The sequence below is a fragment of the Streptomyces sp. CoH27 genome (assembly GCF_020181035.1).
GTDB lineage: Bacteria > Actinomycetota > Actinomycetes > Streptomycetales > Streptomycetaceae > Streptomyces > Streptomyces camelliae.
This window is the reverse complement of the sequence record NZ_JAIQYY010000026.1, coordinates 74,070-88,572: the sequence shown is the minus strand read 5'-3', so window position 1 is coordinate 88,572 and position 14,503 is coordinate 74,070. Positions and strand designations below refer to the sequence as shown.

The window sequence follows — 14,503 nt, the reverse complement described above, 5'->3', positions numbered from 1 at the left end:
GTCGCTGATCAGGCACAGCAGATCGGGGAAATCCAGACTCTTGTCCGCTTGCTGCTTGGCGAGCTGGTTTCCACCAGCGTCGACAAAGGCGACATCGTGATGATCCTCTGCCCAGTCCACTTCGCCAGGGAGACTTGCGCGATGGCCTGCCCTTGTCCAGGGAGCATGCACCGCCGGCGGATGCACGCCCCGGGCAGACACCCGCGCGTTCCGGGACCCTGCCCGGCTACCCCATTTCATGGGACGCGATCCGCATCGCGGCCAATGGCATCGAATTCCTGCCGAATCGTGCCCACCAACCGGATCCGGTCCAGACCCAAGCCGGCCGAGCGGGCATGGACGCGCGACAGCGACACCCGGCGGATCAACACCTCGGTTGCGGTGTTGTCACTGATGGTGAGCATCATCCGGGCAATATCACGCAAGGAGACCTCGGCCTCGTCCTCGACGATGCAAAACCCCTGACCGCCAGGCGTGGCCTGCGCCGGCGAGAGCCGAACACGCTCCGCCGGATCCAGGCTCCCCTCGGCAGCCTGACAGAACAGCTCCAACGCCACCACGATCTTGCATGTGGACGCGGCAACCACCAATTCGGTATCTCTGAACATCACCCGACCCTGACCGTCGATGTCCAGAACAGCCACACTGCCCTTGCATCCGGCCTCGGCGAACATCTGCTCCAACCTGCCCTCGATCGTTCAGCCACGATGACCCGCCCGACGCGCGGCCCCGAGGATGATTCGCCAACGGCGAACCTCGCCCCGCATCCCCGCCGCGGATCCGCAAGATGATCCTGCTTCAGTGGCCCTCCGCGACGGCTCCCCAAGATCTGTGCCGGAACCCGCTACCCGTGAACAAAGCCAGGACGCCCCACGCTCGGCGTCAGCCTGATGTAGGGCCGGCCCGGCGAATCACGGGACCCGGAACGCTCGCCGGTAGGCGCCCGGGGTCGTGCCTGTCTGGGCGCGGAAGCGGCGGCGCAGGTTGACCGCAGAGGAGAGGCCGACGCGGGTCGCGATCGCCTCGACCGGCAGATCCGTCTCCTCCAGCAGGGTCCGTGCCGCGGCCACCCGCCGGGAGAGCAACCACGCACCCGGGCTCGCGCCGAGCTGGTCGGCGAAGCGTCGGGCCAGGGTGCGAGGCGAGACGCCGAGGTACGCGGCCAGGTCGTCCACCGACAACGGTGTCCCGAAGCGCTCGTCGGCCCACCTGAGCAGGCCGTTGAGCGTGTCCCCGGGCGGTGGAGGCGGCGCGGACTGCGCCTGGCCGCTCTCGCGAAGCGGCGGCAGCACCAGGTGCCGCGCGAGCAGGGAGGCGTACGCGGCCCCATGGTCGTGCCGGACCAGGTGCAAGCACAGGTCGAACCCCGCGCCCGCGCCGGCGCTGGTGGCGACGTCACCGTGATCCACGAACAGCCGGTCCGGCTCCACGCGCACCCGGGGGAACTCACGCCGCAGCTGCTCGGCGCGCGCCCAGTGCGTGGTGGCCGAGCGGCCGTCCAGCAGTCCGGTGCGGGCCAGCGCGAACACCCCGGAGCAGATGGTGACCAGCCGCGCCCCACGCGCGTGCGCCCGCAGCAGCGCCCGGCGCACGGGATCGGAGAGCGGCTCCTCCACCGGCAGCCAGCCCGGGATGATCACCGTGTCTGCGGCGTCGAGCGCCGATAGGCCCTGCGACACGGTCATCGCGTACCCGCCCGTGGTCGGCACCGGCCCGGGCCTCTCGGTGCACGTCTCGAATGCGTAGTGCTGCGGCAACCCTGGCCGCTGCGTGGCGAAGACCTCGACGGCGCAGCCGAGTTCGAACGTCGACTGCACCGGCCGCACCAGGGCAACCACGCGATGCATGGCACGAAAGTACCCCACGATGTCATCGCAGGCTCTGTCCGGGGGCGGCCCGCGCACGGCACCGTTGCAGGCATGCACCCCGAGATCCTTGCGCAGGAGGGCTACACCTCCGTCTCTGTCGACGAATCCCCGGTCCGTGAGTTGTTCCCCGGGATCCGGCTGCGTCCCCTGTGGCGGGGACCGGACGGCGCGCACGCCAACGTGCTGGAGATGGAGGCGGGCACCTCCTGGCCACGCCGCGACGTCCACGAGCCCGGCCCGGAGGAGGTCTATGTGGTTGCCGGCACCTTCAACGACGGAGCACGCGACTACCCTGCCGGCACGTTCTTGCACGCCCCGGCCGGCTCGTGGCATGTGCCCTCAACCGCCACCGGCTGCACGCTGTTCCTCTTCTACCCGGAAGGCTGAGGCCTGTCCCGTTCCACCCGGAGGGCTGAGGCCTGTCCCGCGGACCGGCTCCTCCTGGCAGTTCGGGAACCGCGCCCCGGCCGCAGCGCGCCCACGAGGGACTCGGCAGGTGCCGGGGCGGTCCCGAGTCTGCACCTCTGCAACAGCCCCATCGTCGCCAAGTCCCTGAAGTACTTCGCCTCGGCGATCAGGACGCTCATCAAGGAGCCGTCGCTGCCGAAGACGATCCAGGACCTGGTGATTCTCTTCGGGTTGTTGCCGGCAGCCGTGTGAGTATGAGTCCGGTACCTATGAAGGCAGTTGGATGGTGGTCAGCCAGTCGTGTGCGGCCGCGTAGTCACGCATCCCGGCGGCGCGGTGGGTGTTGAGGGTGCGGACGACCAGGTCGCGGTAGGCGCTCCAAGCGAAGGTGTCGCGTCTCTTGCCCTTGTGCTTACGGTGGCGGCGCGGCCAGTAGATCAGCCGGAACGTCCCGCCGGCTTGTAGCAGCACATGGCGGCGATCGACCAGCGACGCCCAGGAACGGCCCCGGGCCACCGTGTGTCGGCTTCCGAGACGCTCCGCGGCCAGCGGTCGGGCAACCCCCAGAGAGATCCGTGCAGGCCGACCTCGGCCAAGCAGGCCCCGGCCCTTCCGCGGCGCTCAAGGCCGCATCGCATCTGCGGAGCCCGGAAAACGAGATGGTCCTTCAGTCCGCCGTGGCCAACTCCACCGCCGACACCACGTCGGCCCGCGTCGGCGCCCCGGAGGCGCGCCGCACGACCCGACCGGCGCGGTCGAGTACGAGCACCGTCGGCGTACGCATCACCTCAAAGCGGCGGACCAGGTCGAGCCGCGCCTCGGCGTCGATCTCCACATGACGCACGCCGAGCGTCTGGGCGGCCACGCCGGCCAGCAGTCGCCGGGTGCCGGGGCAGGTCGAGCACAGGGCTGTCGAGAACTGCACCAGCGTCGCCCGCTCGCCGAGTGCCGCACCCAGCTCAACGGAGGACAACCGCAGTGCGTCGCCCCGGCCGCCGTCGCGCAGCCTGCCGTCGCGACGGCGGCGGACCAGCCCGAAGACAGTCGCGGCCACCAGCACGACGGCGGCCACGATCAGCGCGGTCGGATCGCTCACGGCCCCTCACCCCTGGCTCAGCCGGGCCCGGCTGCGGACCGCGAGCAGGTAGAGCTCGCAGCCCAGGCAGTAGCCGAAGGCCGCGTTCAGAAAGGCCGCTGCGAGCGCCGCCGCACTCGCGGCGATGCCGAGCCAGGTGGCACCGGACAGGTAACCCGCCGCCCCGACGACCGCGAAGCCCAGGCCGACCGCCTGCGCGAACCGCGGAGGCCGCTCGTCCTCAAGTTCTTGCGGCGGCCCGAGGCGGGGACGCACCAACCGCCGGTAGAGCCAGCCGTACGGGGACCAGCGCAGTCCGACAACCGCGCCAAGGGCGAAGACGACGGCCTGCGCCGCGAGCAGCACGCCACTGCCGGTGACCAGGACCAGAAGCAGGACAAGGGTCGTGAGGATGGCGGCAAAGCGCGGCCCACGCGGGTCGACGCGGACGGGCACACCGGGGGTGGGGTCGGGCATGGCGAACTCCGGGACGATACGAACGGATCCTGGCGAAGCGGGCGCGCGGTCAGCAACACGCCGCGGACCACACCCGACCGAAGTCGATGTGCGCCCTGATCACCAGGATCGTTGCGGAGAACATGCGGCCATTGCAGCAGCCACCCACGCCACGGTCAATCACTGCTCATCTGCCGGACACGCGGGCCCGCCCAGGCGTTGCGGCCGACCTTCCCAACGCCGCCGCACAACGGCACGCGGACGACCCAGAGCCGTACCCGCCGGCGGTGTGGGCCGGCACCCCGAGCCTCATTGTGGAAACGATCAGCTGGGGCGTCCGCCAGTACGGGGCAAGACGGGTACCGGAAGCGGGTGGAGCCGGCCGGGCGGACGCTTCGCCCGCCCATGGAGATCGCCGCGTCCGGCGCACGCTGAACCACACCCTGACCGAGCTGAAGCCGGCTCGCTACACTGGCGTTCTTCGCACCGGTGGCATGGACGGTCCTCACCTCCCCCCGGAGGCCGACGCGGCCACCAACCCGCCCAGCCTGCCGGCGCCGCTCACCCTCGACCAGTACAAGCTGCTCTTCAGCCGGGACGTCACCCCGTACCTGCTCAACTCGGCCATGGCCAGCGTCATTTCGACACTGCTGATGCTCGCCCTGGCGGTGCCGGCCGCCTACGCACTGTCCATCGAACCGGTCCAGAAATGGACCGACGTGATGTTCTTCTCAACGTATGGACACTGATCGTCCTCTACACCGCCATGAACCTCCCGATCGCAGTGTGGATGATGCGCTCGTTCCTCGCCGAGGTACCCAAGGAGATCCTGGAAGCCGCCGAAGTCGACGGCGCCGGACTGCCCACCGTCCTGCTGCGCATCGTCGCACCGGTCGCCATGCCCGGCCTCGCCGCCACCGCGCTGATCTGCTTCGTCTTCAGCTGGAACGAGTTCATGTTCGCCGTCAACCTCACCGCGACACAGGCGCCCACCGCGCCGGTGTTCCTCGTCGCTGATCTCGATGTCGAGGTCCTTCTCCAGGATGACGGAGAGTTCGACGAATGCGGCGATCGGCCCGTCCAGGTCGCGACGTAAGCTGCGCCGGGGTTCTGATTCACAGGAGGCGTTCAGTGGGGCGGGATATGGTCCTCAGCGGCCGGTACGAGCTGGTCGAGAAGCTCGGGCAGGGCGGCATGGGAACGGTCCATCGGGGGGTCGACCGGCAACTGCGCCGCACCGTCGCAGTCAAGCTGCTCTCCTCGCAGCTGGCCCACGACCCGCAGTCGCGAGCCCGCTTCCGGCGTGAGGCTCACGCGGCCGCCGCGCTGAACCATCCAGCAGTGGCCACCATCCACGACGTCGGCGAGGAGCCGCACCCGGACGGCCCGCAGCCCTATCTGGTCATGGAGTACGTGCAGGGTGCCACCCTCGCCGAGGCGCTGCGCGGCGGCCCGCTCCCCGTCGCCGAGGCGATCAACGCGGCCTGCGCGGTACTGGACGCACTGCAGCACAGCCACGAACGCGGCATCGTGCACAGGGACATCAAGCCCTCGAACATCATGCTCACCGGACCCGACACCGTGAAGGTCCTCGACTTCGGCATCGCCAAGGCGTTCGCCGAGACCGCCACCCGCATCACCGGTAGCGGTGCGGCGATCGGCACTCCGGCCTACCTTTCCCCTGAGCAGATCAACGGGGCGGAGATCGACCATCGGGCCGATCTGTACGCGATGGGGTGTCTGCTGCACGAACTGCTGACCGGGCGGCCCCCGTTCCGTGGCGAATCGCCCTTCGCCGTCATGCATCAGCATCTGTTCGCCGAACCCGAGCCCGTCTCCCGGCTGAGACCGCAGATACCACCGGCGGTGGAGGCGGTGATCCTGCGCGCCCTGGGCAAGGACCCGGAGGAGCGGTTCGCCGATGCCGGGCAGATGCGCGCAGCCCTCACCGACGCCCTGACACAGGCCGCCATGCCGACAGCCCAGGCCACCACGCCCGGGCCTCGGGCGACGCGATCCGGCGATCGAACCGCCCTCCGGGACACGTTCCGTATCTCGCTCCGCCCTTCCGCCGACAGCACTCTGGCTCTGCTCGGATGCCTGCTGTCGCTGCTGTGCGCACACGGCCAACTGGTGGACACCGCTCACTTCGGCCGGGTCGCCATCGCGGCCGGCGTGTTGGGCGTGGTGGCGCTGCCGTGGTCGACACGCCTGTCGTGCGCGGTGGGCTGGGGGCCGGTGGCCGAGGCCGTTGCGGTCAACTCCGAACTGCGGCGCGCCGACATAGGGTGGGGCAGCTCGTACGTCGGCATCGCCGCCCTGCTCGCACTCGCCGCCGGCTGCTGCATCGTCAGCGCGGTGCGCAGCCGGCAGCGGGGTGTCGGCTCACTGGTCGCCTTCTGGTTCACTGCCACCGCGTCGATCTGGTACTTCCTCGACGACCTGCACAAGCTCTTCGTCTTCTACCTTTTGCTGTCGCTGGTGGCCGTTGCCACCGTGTCGTGGGAGACCGTCGCACTCGTGCGGCGCCGGACCGGCACAGGACAGCGCTGAAGGGGGTCATCCGCCGGCATGGCGCCGCCATGACGACATCGGAGGCGTGCGGCAGGACGATCTCTAACGGGCCGTGCGCAGCAAGTGGTCGCGGACCCGGTTCACGTCCGGGTTATCGGGGACGCCCGGCCGCTGCACAAGATACCCGGTGTTGATCGGCGGGTCGTCGGGTTCATACAACGGTACGAGGGTGCCCGAGGCCAGTTCCTCGGTGCACAGATAGCGGGGCAGCACGGTGAAGCCCGCGCCGGCCACGACCGCGGCCTTCACGCCACGCAGGTCCGGCACCGTGACGGCGGCGGGGCAGGAGAGCCTGCGGCCGAAGACGTGCCGCCAGTAACGGCGGGCGATGGGGAGGTCCTCCGCGTACGTGATCAGCGGAACCGGATGCAGGACCGAGGGGCCCTCGACGGCGAGCGGTTCCTTCAGCCGGTCGGCCCACGAGGGCGCCGCCACCAGGACGAACTCCTCGTCCGCCAGCGGGACCGCGGACAGCGTACGGCCCCGGGGCCGGATCGTGGAGATCACCAGGTCGTGGCGGCCGGCCCGCAGTTCGCCGAGCAGCGCATCGGCCAGCCCGGTCGCCACCCGCAGCCGCAGTCCGTCGGCCACCAGCGGTGCCAGCGCCGGCAGTACGACGGTGCACAGGAACTCGGCGGGACCCGCGATGTGCACCGGATCCGGCGTCCGGCCCGCCGCCGCGTCCGGACCGGTCACCGCGGCGAGCATGTCGAGCCCCGGGGCGACCCGTGCCGCGAGTTCGTCCGCCACCACCGTCGGCGCGACCCCGCGCGGCAGCCGCTCGAACAACTCCCGCCCCGTCTGCCGCTCCAAGGTGCGCATCTGCGTCGTCACCGTGGGCTGCGACAGCCCCAGCAGCTGAGCGGCGCCGGTGAACGAGCCCGACCTGTACACGGCGAGGAACGTGCGCAGCAGGTTCAGATCGGGTTGGTGCGGGGCAGCGGCCGGGCGCGGAGCCGGGCTCTTGCCAGGAGAGTTCCTATCGCTCACATGGAGAATCTAACGATTCTCCATGGCATCCTCACCCATAGAGGTTCCAATGGCAGCCATAGGCGTCTTCATTGGAAACAAATGATCCGGCGTCCTACGTTCAAGAGCGTCGCCACGCTGACGATCTGTGCCCAGAGCCTCGGTGAGGCGGCGAAGTAAGGCTCTCTCCCCCGAAGGATGCACCATGTCGAAGATCCTTTTCGTGATGACCGGCGTCGACCACTGGACGCTGGCCGACGGCACCAAGCACCCCACCGGCTTCTGGGCCGAGGAAGCCGTGGCCCCGTACGAGGCGTTCAAGGCCGCCGGCCACGAGATCGTCGTCGCCACCCCGGGCGGCGTCGTCCCCACCGTCGACAAGGGCAGCCTCGCCCCCGAGGTCAACGGCGGCCAGGAGGGCTCCGACAAGATCGCCGCTGCCCTTGCGTCCATGGCGGAGATCCAGACCCCGATCCGGCTGGAGGACGTGAACCTCGACGACTACGAGGCCGTCTTCTACCCCGGCGGCCATGGCCCGATGGAGGACCTCGCCGTCAACGCCACCTCGGGCAAGATTCTCACCGACACCCTCGCCTCCGGCAAGCCGCTGGGTGTCGTCTGCCACGCCCCGGCCGCGCTCCTGGCGGCGACCAAGGCCGACGGATCCAATGCCTTCGCCGGGTACCAGGTCGCCGCGTTCACCAACGCCGAGGAAACCCAGGCCGGCTTCGCCGACAAGGCCAAGTGGCTGCTCCAGACGCGGCTCGAAGAGGCCGGCGTCGACGTCCAGGTCGGCGAGCCGTGGGCGCCGCACGTGGTCATCGACCGCAACCTGGTCACCGGGCAGAACCCCGCCTCCTCCGGCCCGCTCGCCGCCGAGCTGCTGAAGAAGCTGGGCTGAACCGGCCGAGGCCGGCAGCCACCAGGCCACCTACAGCGTGTGGGAGAGGTCGGGTGAGAGCGCCCAATGGACGGGATGCCCGGCCCACGACCAGGGATCAGTCTCCGCCTCCCGCTCGCCGTGAGCGGGAGGCGCCGGTGTGACAGCCCCATCCATTCATCTCAGGTGATCCGCGTTTTCTACGACTGATGGTGGTCGGCCGGCTGCGGGATGACGGCCCGAAGGGTGTTGAGCAAAGGTCTTCCACGGTGAGCGGATGGTCCAGCCGTTGGATCACCCAGGGGAGCAGTTCGGCGAGCGGGCGGTTGCTCTGGAGAAAGCCACTGACAGTGAGGCCTGGGCATGCCTCAGCGTGTCCGTCACGGCCTCGGCCACGATGAAGCGTCGGGGGACAGGCAAAGCCGGCCCGTTTGATCGTGTTGCCGAGTCGTCTCCTCCATAGTTGCGGACTCAATCAAGCCGGAGGCCACTTACAGGCAGGAGCACGCAATCCATGCGCACTCTTTACGTCGTCACCCATCCACAGGCGACGCACCACGTCGACGGGGTCGTCGGCGGATGGCACGATGCAGAGCTGACGCCTGCCGGCATCCGTGCGGCAGCCTCCATTGCCCAGGCACTGCGGACCCAGGTGCCGGACGGCGCCGAAGTGGAGCTGTTCTCCTCGGATCTGCGGCGCACCCGGCGAACGGCCATGGAGGTTGCTGAGCTGTTCGGCGTGCAGCCGGTCCTGGATCGCAGGCTGCGGGAGAAGTCCTACGGAGCGGCGGAGGGAAGGCCGCAGGAGTGGCTGGACCAGCGGTTCGTCCCGCCGCCGGCTGTCGGGGAGCGGCTGGAACACGACGAAGGTGTGGAGGGCGCCGAGACCAAGGCTGTGTGGGTGCGGCGCATCTACGCAGCCCTGGACGAGATCCTGCAGCATCCGTGCGTACACCAGATCATCGTGACGCACGGCGGCTCCTTGACATTCGTCGTGGCGTCCTGGATCAGGATGCCGATCGAGGCGGTCGGTTACGCCAGTTTCCGGGCGCCCTCCGGCAGCATCACCACGCTGTGCGAGGACGACTTCTTCCACAACCGCCAAGTCGTCAGCCTCGGTGACACCCGCCATCTCGACTCCGCCGCGGCCGGCTGACCTCTACTCGCCCCCTCTGCCCGTCCCCCTCGCTCCTGCACCAGGGCCGGAGCTCCTTGCTGCCCGATCTGCCGGTGCCGGCCGCTCCGGACCGGCCGGGGCCATTCAACCGAACGGTTGGACGCGGCTTCCATCGACCGCCGGTCTTGCCTCTCCGACGGGACGACGCGAAGCCGGGCCGGGCAGCGGCAATATGACGACGGCCCAGGGCGCCGGGGCCTTGTCCGCCATCCCCATCAGAGAGGTCTCCCCTCGCATGCCCAGCCTTCCCAGCAGACGACACCTCCTTGCCGCCGGTGCCGGCGCCGCCCTCGGCGCCGGTGCGTTCGGTGCCTCGGCGGTCCCTGCCTCGGCCGCCGCGTCCCGGCACTCGGCCGCTCCCGAGGAGACCCGGACGCTCGACGAGCTGTACCGGGCCGCTCTCGCGGAGGGCGGAAAGCTCGTCGTGTACGCCGGCGGCGACACCCCTACCCAGCAGGACGGTACGAAGGCCGCGTTCAAGGCCCGCTTCCCGGGCATCGATCTGACGCTCATCGTCGACTACAGCAAGTATCACGACGTCCGCGTCGACAACCAGTTCGCCACCGGCACCCTCGTCCCCGACCTCGTACAACTGCAGACCCTGCAGGACTTCGTCCGCTGGAAGCAGCAGGGCCGGCTGCTGCACTACAAACCCGCCGGTTTCTCCAAGGTCTACGACGCATTCAAGGACCCGCAGGGCGCATGGGTGGCCACCGGAGCGATCGCCTTCAGCTTCCTGTACGGCACGGCGGCCGTGGGCCCGGAGGCACCGCGCAACGCGTACGACCTGGTCGACCCGAAGTGGAAGGGAAAGATCGCCTCGTCGTATCCGCACGACGACGACGCGGTCCTCTACCTCTACACGCTCTATGCCCGGCAGTACGGCTGGGAGTGGGTGGCCAGGCTCGCCGCCCAGGACGTGCGGTTCGCACGCGGCAGCAACTCCCCCGGCGACGCCGTCTTCGCCGGGCAGAAGGCGATCGGCATCGGCACCGCGGGCTCGGCGGTCCCGGCTGCGGCATCGCCCGCGCGGTTCGTCATCACCGACGGACACCCCTTCATGGGCTGGGGCCAGCGCATGGCCATCCTCGACCGGGCCAAGAACCCGGCAGCCGCCAAGCTGTTCCTCAACTGGCAGCTGTCCACCGAGCGGCAGAAGAACTCCTTCAACGGCTGGTCGGTGCGCACCGACGTCACTCCCCCGGCCGGCCTCAAGCCCCTGTGGGAGTACCCCAATGCCCACGTGGACGGCTTCCCCCGCTTCATGGCCGACCGCGCCGAGGTGGAGCGCTGGAAGCAGACCTTCGCCCTGTACTTCGGTGAGGTGAAGGGCGATCCCACACCCGGCTGGCTCGGGCTGCACCCCGGGGCATGACCGCCGAGCGGGCTGCCGGTCTGTGCTCCTCGCCGTTCAGCCGGCAGCCCCGCTTTTCACATCGGTCATACAAGCGACGGATAGACTCGGTCCCCCTGTCCCGATGGATCATTCGTCCAGGGGGTTTGCCGTGTCCGACCCCGGCCCCGCCCGCGCACTCATGCCGGGCCGCCCTCGCCGGTTCACCGCGAGCGACCTGCCGCACCTCGTGTTCTTCCTCGTCGTCTGCGCCGCAATGGTCCGCCTCAGCCAGTTGAACCTCGCCCTGTGCTGGCACATCGTGATGGTCAGCGGGACGCTCGCGATGACATACGCCGGAGGACTGGCGTTCGGGAGCAGGCTCGGCCACCTCGCCCGGCGTACCTGGGTCACGGCTCTGCTGCTGTTGTGGACGATCCTCGTCCTCCTCACCCCGCCCCCTTTGACCAGTGCCTATCTCTGGTGTGCCGTACCGCTGGCGTGCGTGGCTCTGCGTTCACTGGATGCCCGGGCCGCTGCTGTCGCGGTGCTCGCCATCACGTTCCTCCTGGTCGGCCAACTGACCCGCAGCACGGGTGGGTTCGACGCGGAGATGGTGCTCGTCCCGGTGGCGGCGGTCTGGGGCACCGTAGCCCTGTACCGGTCGCAGCAGCGGAGCCTCGCCGAACGGCAGCGACTGGTCGAGGAGTTGCGCAGCACACGGGATGTGCTGGCGGACGAGCGGCACCGGACCGGCGTACTGGAGGAACGTGCGCGCATCGCCCGGGACCTGCACGACACGCTCGCCCAGGAACTGTCCGGCAGCCTGATGCTGCTGCAGGCGGCCGAGCGGGACTGGGCCGAGCGGCCCGATGTGGCGCGGACCCGGGTCCGTGCGGTCGTCGACGGCCTCGACTCGGGACTCGCGGAGACCCGGCGGATCATCCGGGACCTCACCCCGGTCGCGGTCGCCGAAGCCGGGCTGGAGGACTCCCTGCGGTTGCTGTGCGCCCGCGCCCAGCTGGAAGGGGCCGTGCAGCGCGTACAGTTCCGCTCGACCGGTACCCATCGCCCCGATCCGGACGGACATGCCGAGACCATTCTGTTCCGTGTGGCGCAGAGCATGGTGGCGAACGTTCGCGAACATGCCGGGGCCACCAACCTGTCGGTGACGCTGCACCGTCACCCGGACCGCATCGAGCTGGACGTGTGCGACGACGGTGTCGGCTTCGACCCGGCCGGCACCGGTGAGGCATCCCGGTCGGGCCGGGGGCTCGGCCTTCCCTCGACCCGGGCACGGCTGCACGAGGGCGGCGGTGAGCTGGTCGTCGACAGCCTGCCCGGTCGGGGCACGCGGGTCCGGGCCACCCTGCCGGTCCGCTGTCGGGCCGGTGCGCTGGTGTCCGTGACCTCGGCGGCGACCCGATGACGGCTGCTGCGCTGCGCCTGCTGCTCGCCGATGACCACGCGGTCGTACGGGCCGGGTTGCGGGCTCTGCTGGAGGGCGCGGCGGACCTCGACGTCATCGCGGAGGCGGACAGCGGGGAAGAGGCCGTGCGCCTCGCGATCGAGCTGGCGCCGGATGTCGTGCTGATGGACCTGCGGTTCGCCGGGAACGGGAGTATCGACGGGGTGGCGGCCGTACGTCGCCTGACCTCCGAAGCTCCGGGACTGCCCGTGGTGATGCTCACCAGCTATTCCGGACGCGCCGATGTGGTGCGGGCGTTGGAGGCAGGCGCCCGTGGCTACGTGCTCAAGGCGGGCCCGCCCGAGGAACTCTTCCGCGCCGTGCGCAGCGCCGCCGAGGGCGGCATGGGCCTGGCCCCTGAACTGGTAGGCCACCTTTTCGGCCAAGTTCCCGAATCCGTACGGGACTTGACGCAACGTGAGGCAGAAGTGGTCCGGTTGATGGCCGACGGACTCAGCAACCGCTCCATCGCGCAGTCGCTGTATCTGAGCGAAGCGACGATCAAGACACACCTGGTCCGGATCTACAGAAAGCTCGGCGTGGACAACAGGGCGGCCGCGGTGTCCGAGGCGGTGCGTCGCGGCCTGCTGGAACTGACCTAGATTCGACTCCTCGGCAGGCCGGGCAGGAACTCGTCGGCCGGGTGCCCGTTGGGCGGCGACTCAGTGAGCCGTGCCCCGCACGAGGATTCGGTCCCGGTGGATCGGGCGGCCAGGCCGGACAAGGGGAGGCCGGTTCGCCGGTTGCCGGCGGCGACGATCTCCGCGGTGATGGCGACGGCCGTCTTCTCGGGCGTGCGGGCGCCGAGGTCGAGACCGATCGGGGCGTGCAGCCGGGCCAGCTGTGCACAGCGCAGCGCCGCAGCGGCAGGCGGCCGGTCTCGGACGAGCAGCCGTCAGCCGCCGGGGCCATGGGCAAAGGCGCCGCGCGCACCCTGGTCGTCGCCGCCGTCCTCGTCCCCCTGTGGATCATCCTGGTCCCACCAGGCGGAACTCATCGGCGCCGCGCGCACGGACGGGGCTGGTGACCGGCGGATCGTGTGGTCGGTGGTCCTGCCCACGTCCCGCACCGTCACTGCGGTGATCACCCTCTTCCGTGCCGTCGTCCTAGTTCCATCTTCCGAGGCCGGCTGAGCCCAGAGACCGATTCGCACACGTCGGGGCGACCCTAGTGTGAGCCGCATGAGCGACGCAGCGCACAAGACCCCTCCCGACCGCGCACTCGACGTGGTCCGGGGCTACATGGACCACGACGGTATCGCGGTCGAAGAGGCGCTGGCCGGTCTGGACGCGGGCAGCTGGATGGAGGTGTACGCCGTCCTGAGCGGTCTGTTGCGCTCCACCGTCGGCATCATGGAGGTGACCGGCAGGCAGTGGGGGGTGGCCCAGCTGGTCCGGCATGCCGACGAGGTCGCCGCGGCGGCCCCGCCCCACTACGAGTTCGCCGTTGCCGAGGCGACGCGGGCCTGGGCCCGCGGCGACGAGGCCGCGATGCGCACGCTGTCGGGCCGGGACCTGCCGGGGGCTGTACACATGACGGCCGTGGGTGTCGCTGTTCTGGGGCTGTCGCTGTGGGGCAGGGCCGGATTCCACGATGTTCTCAAGGAGTTCCACGCAACCGTGACCGCGCTGACGGACGGCCGGCCGTCCGATGCCCGGCCCCTCGAACCGCGGCATCCATAGACCGGACATCGCCATGAACTTCCGGACCCCGCTGTCGGCCCTGTTCCCCGGAACCTCGGGCCGGCTGGTGACCGCCCTCGTCGATCACCACACCACCGAGGCCGACAAACCGCTAACTCTCGCCGACTTGTCCGAGCGAGCCGCGGTGGCGCCGGCCCAGCTGGAAGCGGCGCTCTTCCGCCTCGGACTGCTCGGCCTCGTCGCACCCAGGCGCAGGGGGGAGGTCGTACGTGTCGTCGCGGGCCACGTCGCCTGGGCCGCTCTGCGTCAACTGGCCGACCTGCGTGAGCGCGTCATCGACACGGTTCGCGAGCATGCGCGAGCCCACCTCCGCCCAGCGCCGGACCATCTCGCGCTGAGTGGCGCCGTCATCGAGGGGACGGCGACACATCCTGCGGACGTGCTGGAGCTGATCGTCGTTCCCCCGGCCGCCGCCCCGGCCGACTGGGAGCAGGGCGTGACCGCCCTCGTCACCCAGCTGTCCAGGGATCTGGGCAACGTCGTCGTGCACCGCTGTGCCCATGATGCCGAAGAGGCGCAGGCCATGGGCGGGAGCAGCGCCGTGCGCGTCTTCCCGCGGTGACGGCGGTGTCCCGGGGCGCGGCCTGTCGCG

General features: G+C 70.1%; 16 protein-coding genes and 1 pseudogene. 10 read left to right on the top strand and 7 right to left on the bottom strand.

All coding sequences use genetic code 11. The features are described 5' to 3' along the window. Positions 1 to 236 precede the first annotated feature (236 nt). Both LE548_RS35550 and LE548_RS35545 read right to left on the bottom strand, forming a co-directional pair. A complete protein-coding gene (locus LE548_RS35550) occupies positions 237 to 674 on the bottom strand; it encodes a serine hydrolase (RefSeq protein ID WP_225101150.1) in 438 nt (145 codons plus the stop codon). Positions 675 to 911: 237 nt separating this feature from the next. After that, a complete protein-coding gene (locus LE548_RS35545; protein WP_225101149.1) occupies positions 912 to 1,847 on the bottom strand; it encodes a GlxA family transcriptional regulator in 936 nt (311 codons plus the stop codon). 72 nt (positions 1,848 to 1,919) lie between these two features. Between LE548_RS35545 and LE548_RS35540 the strand changes: the two genes are divergently transcribed. Then, on the top strand, positions 1,920 to 2,255 hold the full coding sequence (locus LE548_RS35540) for a cupin domain-containing protein (RefSeq protein ID WP_225101148.1): 336 nt from the start codon (positions 1,920 to 1,922) through the stop codon (positions 2,253 to 2,255). Positions 2,256 to 2,543: 288 nt separating this feature from the next. On the opposite strand, the gene LE548_RS35535 is transcribed toward LE548_RS35540, so the two are convergent. From LE548_RS35535 to LE548_RS35525, 3 genes are all read right to left on the bottom strand, one after another. Beyond that, positions 2,544 to 2,747, bottom strand: a complete 204-nt coding sequence (locus tag LE548_RS35535; RefSeq protein ID WP_225101147.1) for a hypothetical protein — start codon at positions 2,745 to 2,747, stop codon at positions 2,544 to 2,546. Between the two features lie 196 nt (positions 2,748 to 2,943). Further along, positions 2,944 to 3,372, bottom strand: coding sequence for a thioredoxin family protein (locus LE548_RS35530; protein WP_225101146.1), 429 nt, complete (start codon positions 3,370 to 3,372; stop codon positions 2,944 to 2,946). A 6-nt stretch (positions 3,373 to 3,378) separates the two neighbouring features. After that, on the bottom strand, positions 3,379 to 3,828 hold the full coding sequence (locus LE548_RS35525; RefSeq protein WP_225101145.1) for a DUF4395 domain-containing protein: 450 nt from the start codon (positions 3,826 to 3,828) through the stop codon (positions 3,379 to 3,381). Between the two features lie 441 nt (positions 3,829 to 4,269). Here LE548_RS35525 and LE548_RS35520 point away from each other — a divergent pair. Beyond that, positions 4,270 to 4,816 (top strand): annotated as a pseudogene (locus tag LE548_RS35520) (carbohydrate ABC transporter permease); the annotation flags it as partial. Positions 4,817 to 4,938: 122 nt separating this feature from the next. Further along, positions 4,939 to 6,360 carry a protein kinase gene (locus tag LE548_RS35515; RefSeq protein ID WP_225101144.1) on the top strand — a complete coding sequence of 474 codons (1,422 nt, stop codon included), beginning with the start codon at positions 4,939 to 4,941 and terminating at the stop codon, positions 6,358 to 6,360. 63 nt (positions 6,361 to 6,423) lie between these two features. Here the strand turns inward: LE548_RS35515 and LE548_RS35510 are convergent, their stop codons facing one another. Next, positions 6,424 to 7,371, bottom strand: coding sequence for a LysR family transcriptional regulator (locus LE548_RS35510; RefSeq protein WP_374116216.1), 948 nt, complete (start codon positions 7,369 to 7,371; stop codon positions 6,424 to 6,426). 184 nt (positions 7,372 to 7,555) lie between these two features. Here LE548_RS35510 and LE548_RS35505 point away from each other — a divergent pair, with 184 nt between their 5' ends. The 5 genes from LE548_RS35505 to LE548_RS35485 all read left to right on the top strand — a co-directional run bounded on the left by LE548_RS35505 (position 7,556) and on the right by LE548_RS35485 (position 12,810). Continuing rightward, on the top strand, positions 7,556 to 8,251 hold the full coding sequence (locus tag LE548_RS35505; protein ID WP_225101143.1) for a type 1 glutamine amidotransferase domain-containing protein: 696 nt from the start codon (positions 7,556 to 7,558) through the stop codon (positions 8,249 to 8,251). Between the two features lie 493 nt (positions 8,252 to 8,744). Next, positions 8,745 to 9,386 (top strand): histidine phosphatase family protein, encoded by a 642-nt coding sequence (locus tag LE548_RS35500; RefSeq protein ID WP_225101142.1) that lies wholly within the window; start codon positions 8,745 to 8,747, stop codon positions 9,384 to 9,386. A 256-nt stretch (positions 9,387 to 9,642) separates the two neighbouring features. Beyond that, complete coding sequence (locus LE548_RS35495) at positions 9,643 to 10,782, top strand: ABC transporter substrate-binding protein (protein WP_225101141.1); 1,140 nt, start codon at positions 9,643 to 9,645, stop codon at positions 10,780 to 10,782. Between the two features lie 130 nt (positions 10,783 to 10,912). Next, a complete protein-coding gene (locus tag LE548_RS35490; protein WP_308030979.1) occupies positions 10,913 to 12,169 on the top strand; it encodes a sensor histidine kinase in 1,257 nt (418 codons plus the stop codon). After that, on the top strand, positions 12,166 to 12,810 hold the full coding sequence (locus tag LE548_RS35485) for a response regulator transcription factor (RefSeq protein ID WP_225101140.1): 645 nt from the start codon (positions 12,166 to 12,168) through the stop codon (positions 12,808 to 12,810). The genes LE548_RS35490 and LE548_RS35485 overlap by 4 nt, the downstream gene beginning before the upstream one ends. Here LE548_RS35485 and LE548_RS35480 read toward each other — a convergent pair. Beyond that, positions 12,807 to 13,028 carry a hypothetical protein gene (locus LE548_RS35480; RefSeq protein ID WP_374116217.1) on the bottom strand — a complete coding sequence of 74 codons (222 nt, stop codon included), beginning with the start codon at positions 13,026 to 13,028 and terminating at the stop codon, positions 12,807 to 12,809. The two genes, LE548_RS35485 and LE548_RS35480, sit on opposite strands and share 4 nt — an antisense overlap. 361 nt (positions 13,029 to 13,389) lie before the next feature. Here LE548_RS35480 and LE548_RS35470 point away from each other — a divergent pair, with 361 nt between their 5' ends. Further along, positions 13,390 to 13,890, top strand: coding sequence for a hypothetical protein (locus tag LE548_RS35470; RefSeq protein WP_225101139.1), 501 nt, complete (start codon positions 13,390 to 13,392; stop codon positions 13,888 to 13,890). A gap of 13 nt (positions 13,891 to 13,903) precedes the next feature. After that, positions 13,904 to 14,473 (top strand): hypothetical protein, encoded by a 570-nt coding sequence (locus LE548_RS35465; RefSeq protein WP_225101138.1) that lies wholly within the window; start codon positions 13,904 to 13,906, stop codon positions 14,471 to 14,473. The last annotated feature ends 30 nt before the right edge of the window (positions 14,474 to 14,503 follow it).

Excerpts from the sequence above, each read along its gene's own strand:
- LE548_RS35550 (WP_225101150.1), bottom strand. The coding sequence starts at position 674 with ATGTTCGCCGAGGCCGGATGCAAGGGCAGTGTGGCTGTTCTGGACATC.
- LE548_RS35545 (WP_225101149.1), bottom strand. The coding sequence starts at position 1,847 with ATGCATCGCGTGGTTGCCCTGGTGCGGCCGGTGCAGTCGACGTTCGAA.
- LE548_RS35540 (WP_225101148.1), top strand. The coding sequence starts at position 1,920 with ATGCACCCCGAGATCCTTGCGCAGGAGGGCTACACCTCCGTCTCTGTC.
- LE548_RS35525 (WP_225101145.1), bottom strand. The coding sequence starts at position 3,828 with ATGCCCGACCCCACCCCCGGTGTGCCCGTCCGCGTCGACCCGCGTGGG.
- LE548_RS35505 (WP_225101143.1), top strand. The coding sequence starts at position 7,556 with ATGTCGAAGATCCTTTTCGTGATGACCGGCGTCGACCACTGGACGCTG.
- LE548_RS35500 (WP_225101142.1), top strand. The coding sequence starts at position 8,745 with ATGCGCACTCTTTACGTCGTCACCCATCCACAGGCGACGCACCACGTC.
- LE548_RS35495 (WP_225101141.1), top strand. The coding sequence starts at position 9,643 with ATGCCCAGCCTTCCCAGCAGACGACACCTCCTTGCCGCCGGTGCCGGC.
- LE548_RS35485 (WP_225101140.1), top strand. The coding sequence starts at position 12,166 with ATGACGGCTGCTGCGCTGCGCCTGCTGCTCGCCGATGACCACGCGGTC.
- LE548_RS35470 (WP_225101139.1), top strand. The coding sequence starts at position 13,390 with ATGAGCGACGCAGCGCACAAGACCCCTCCCGACCGCGCACTCGACGTG.
- LE548_RS35465 (WP_225101138.1), top strand. The coding sequence starts at position 13,904 with ATGAACTTCCGGACCCCGCTGTCGGCCCTGTTCCCCGGAACCTCGGGC.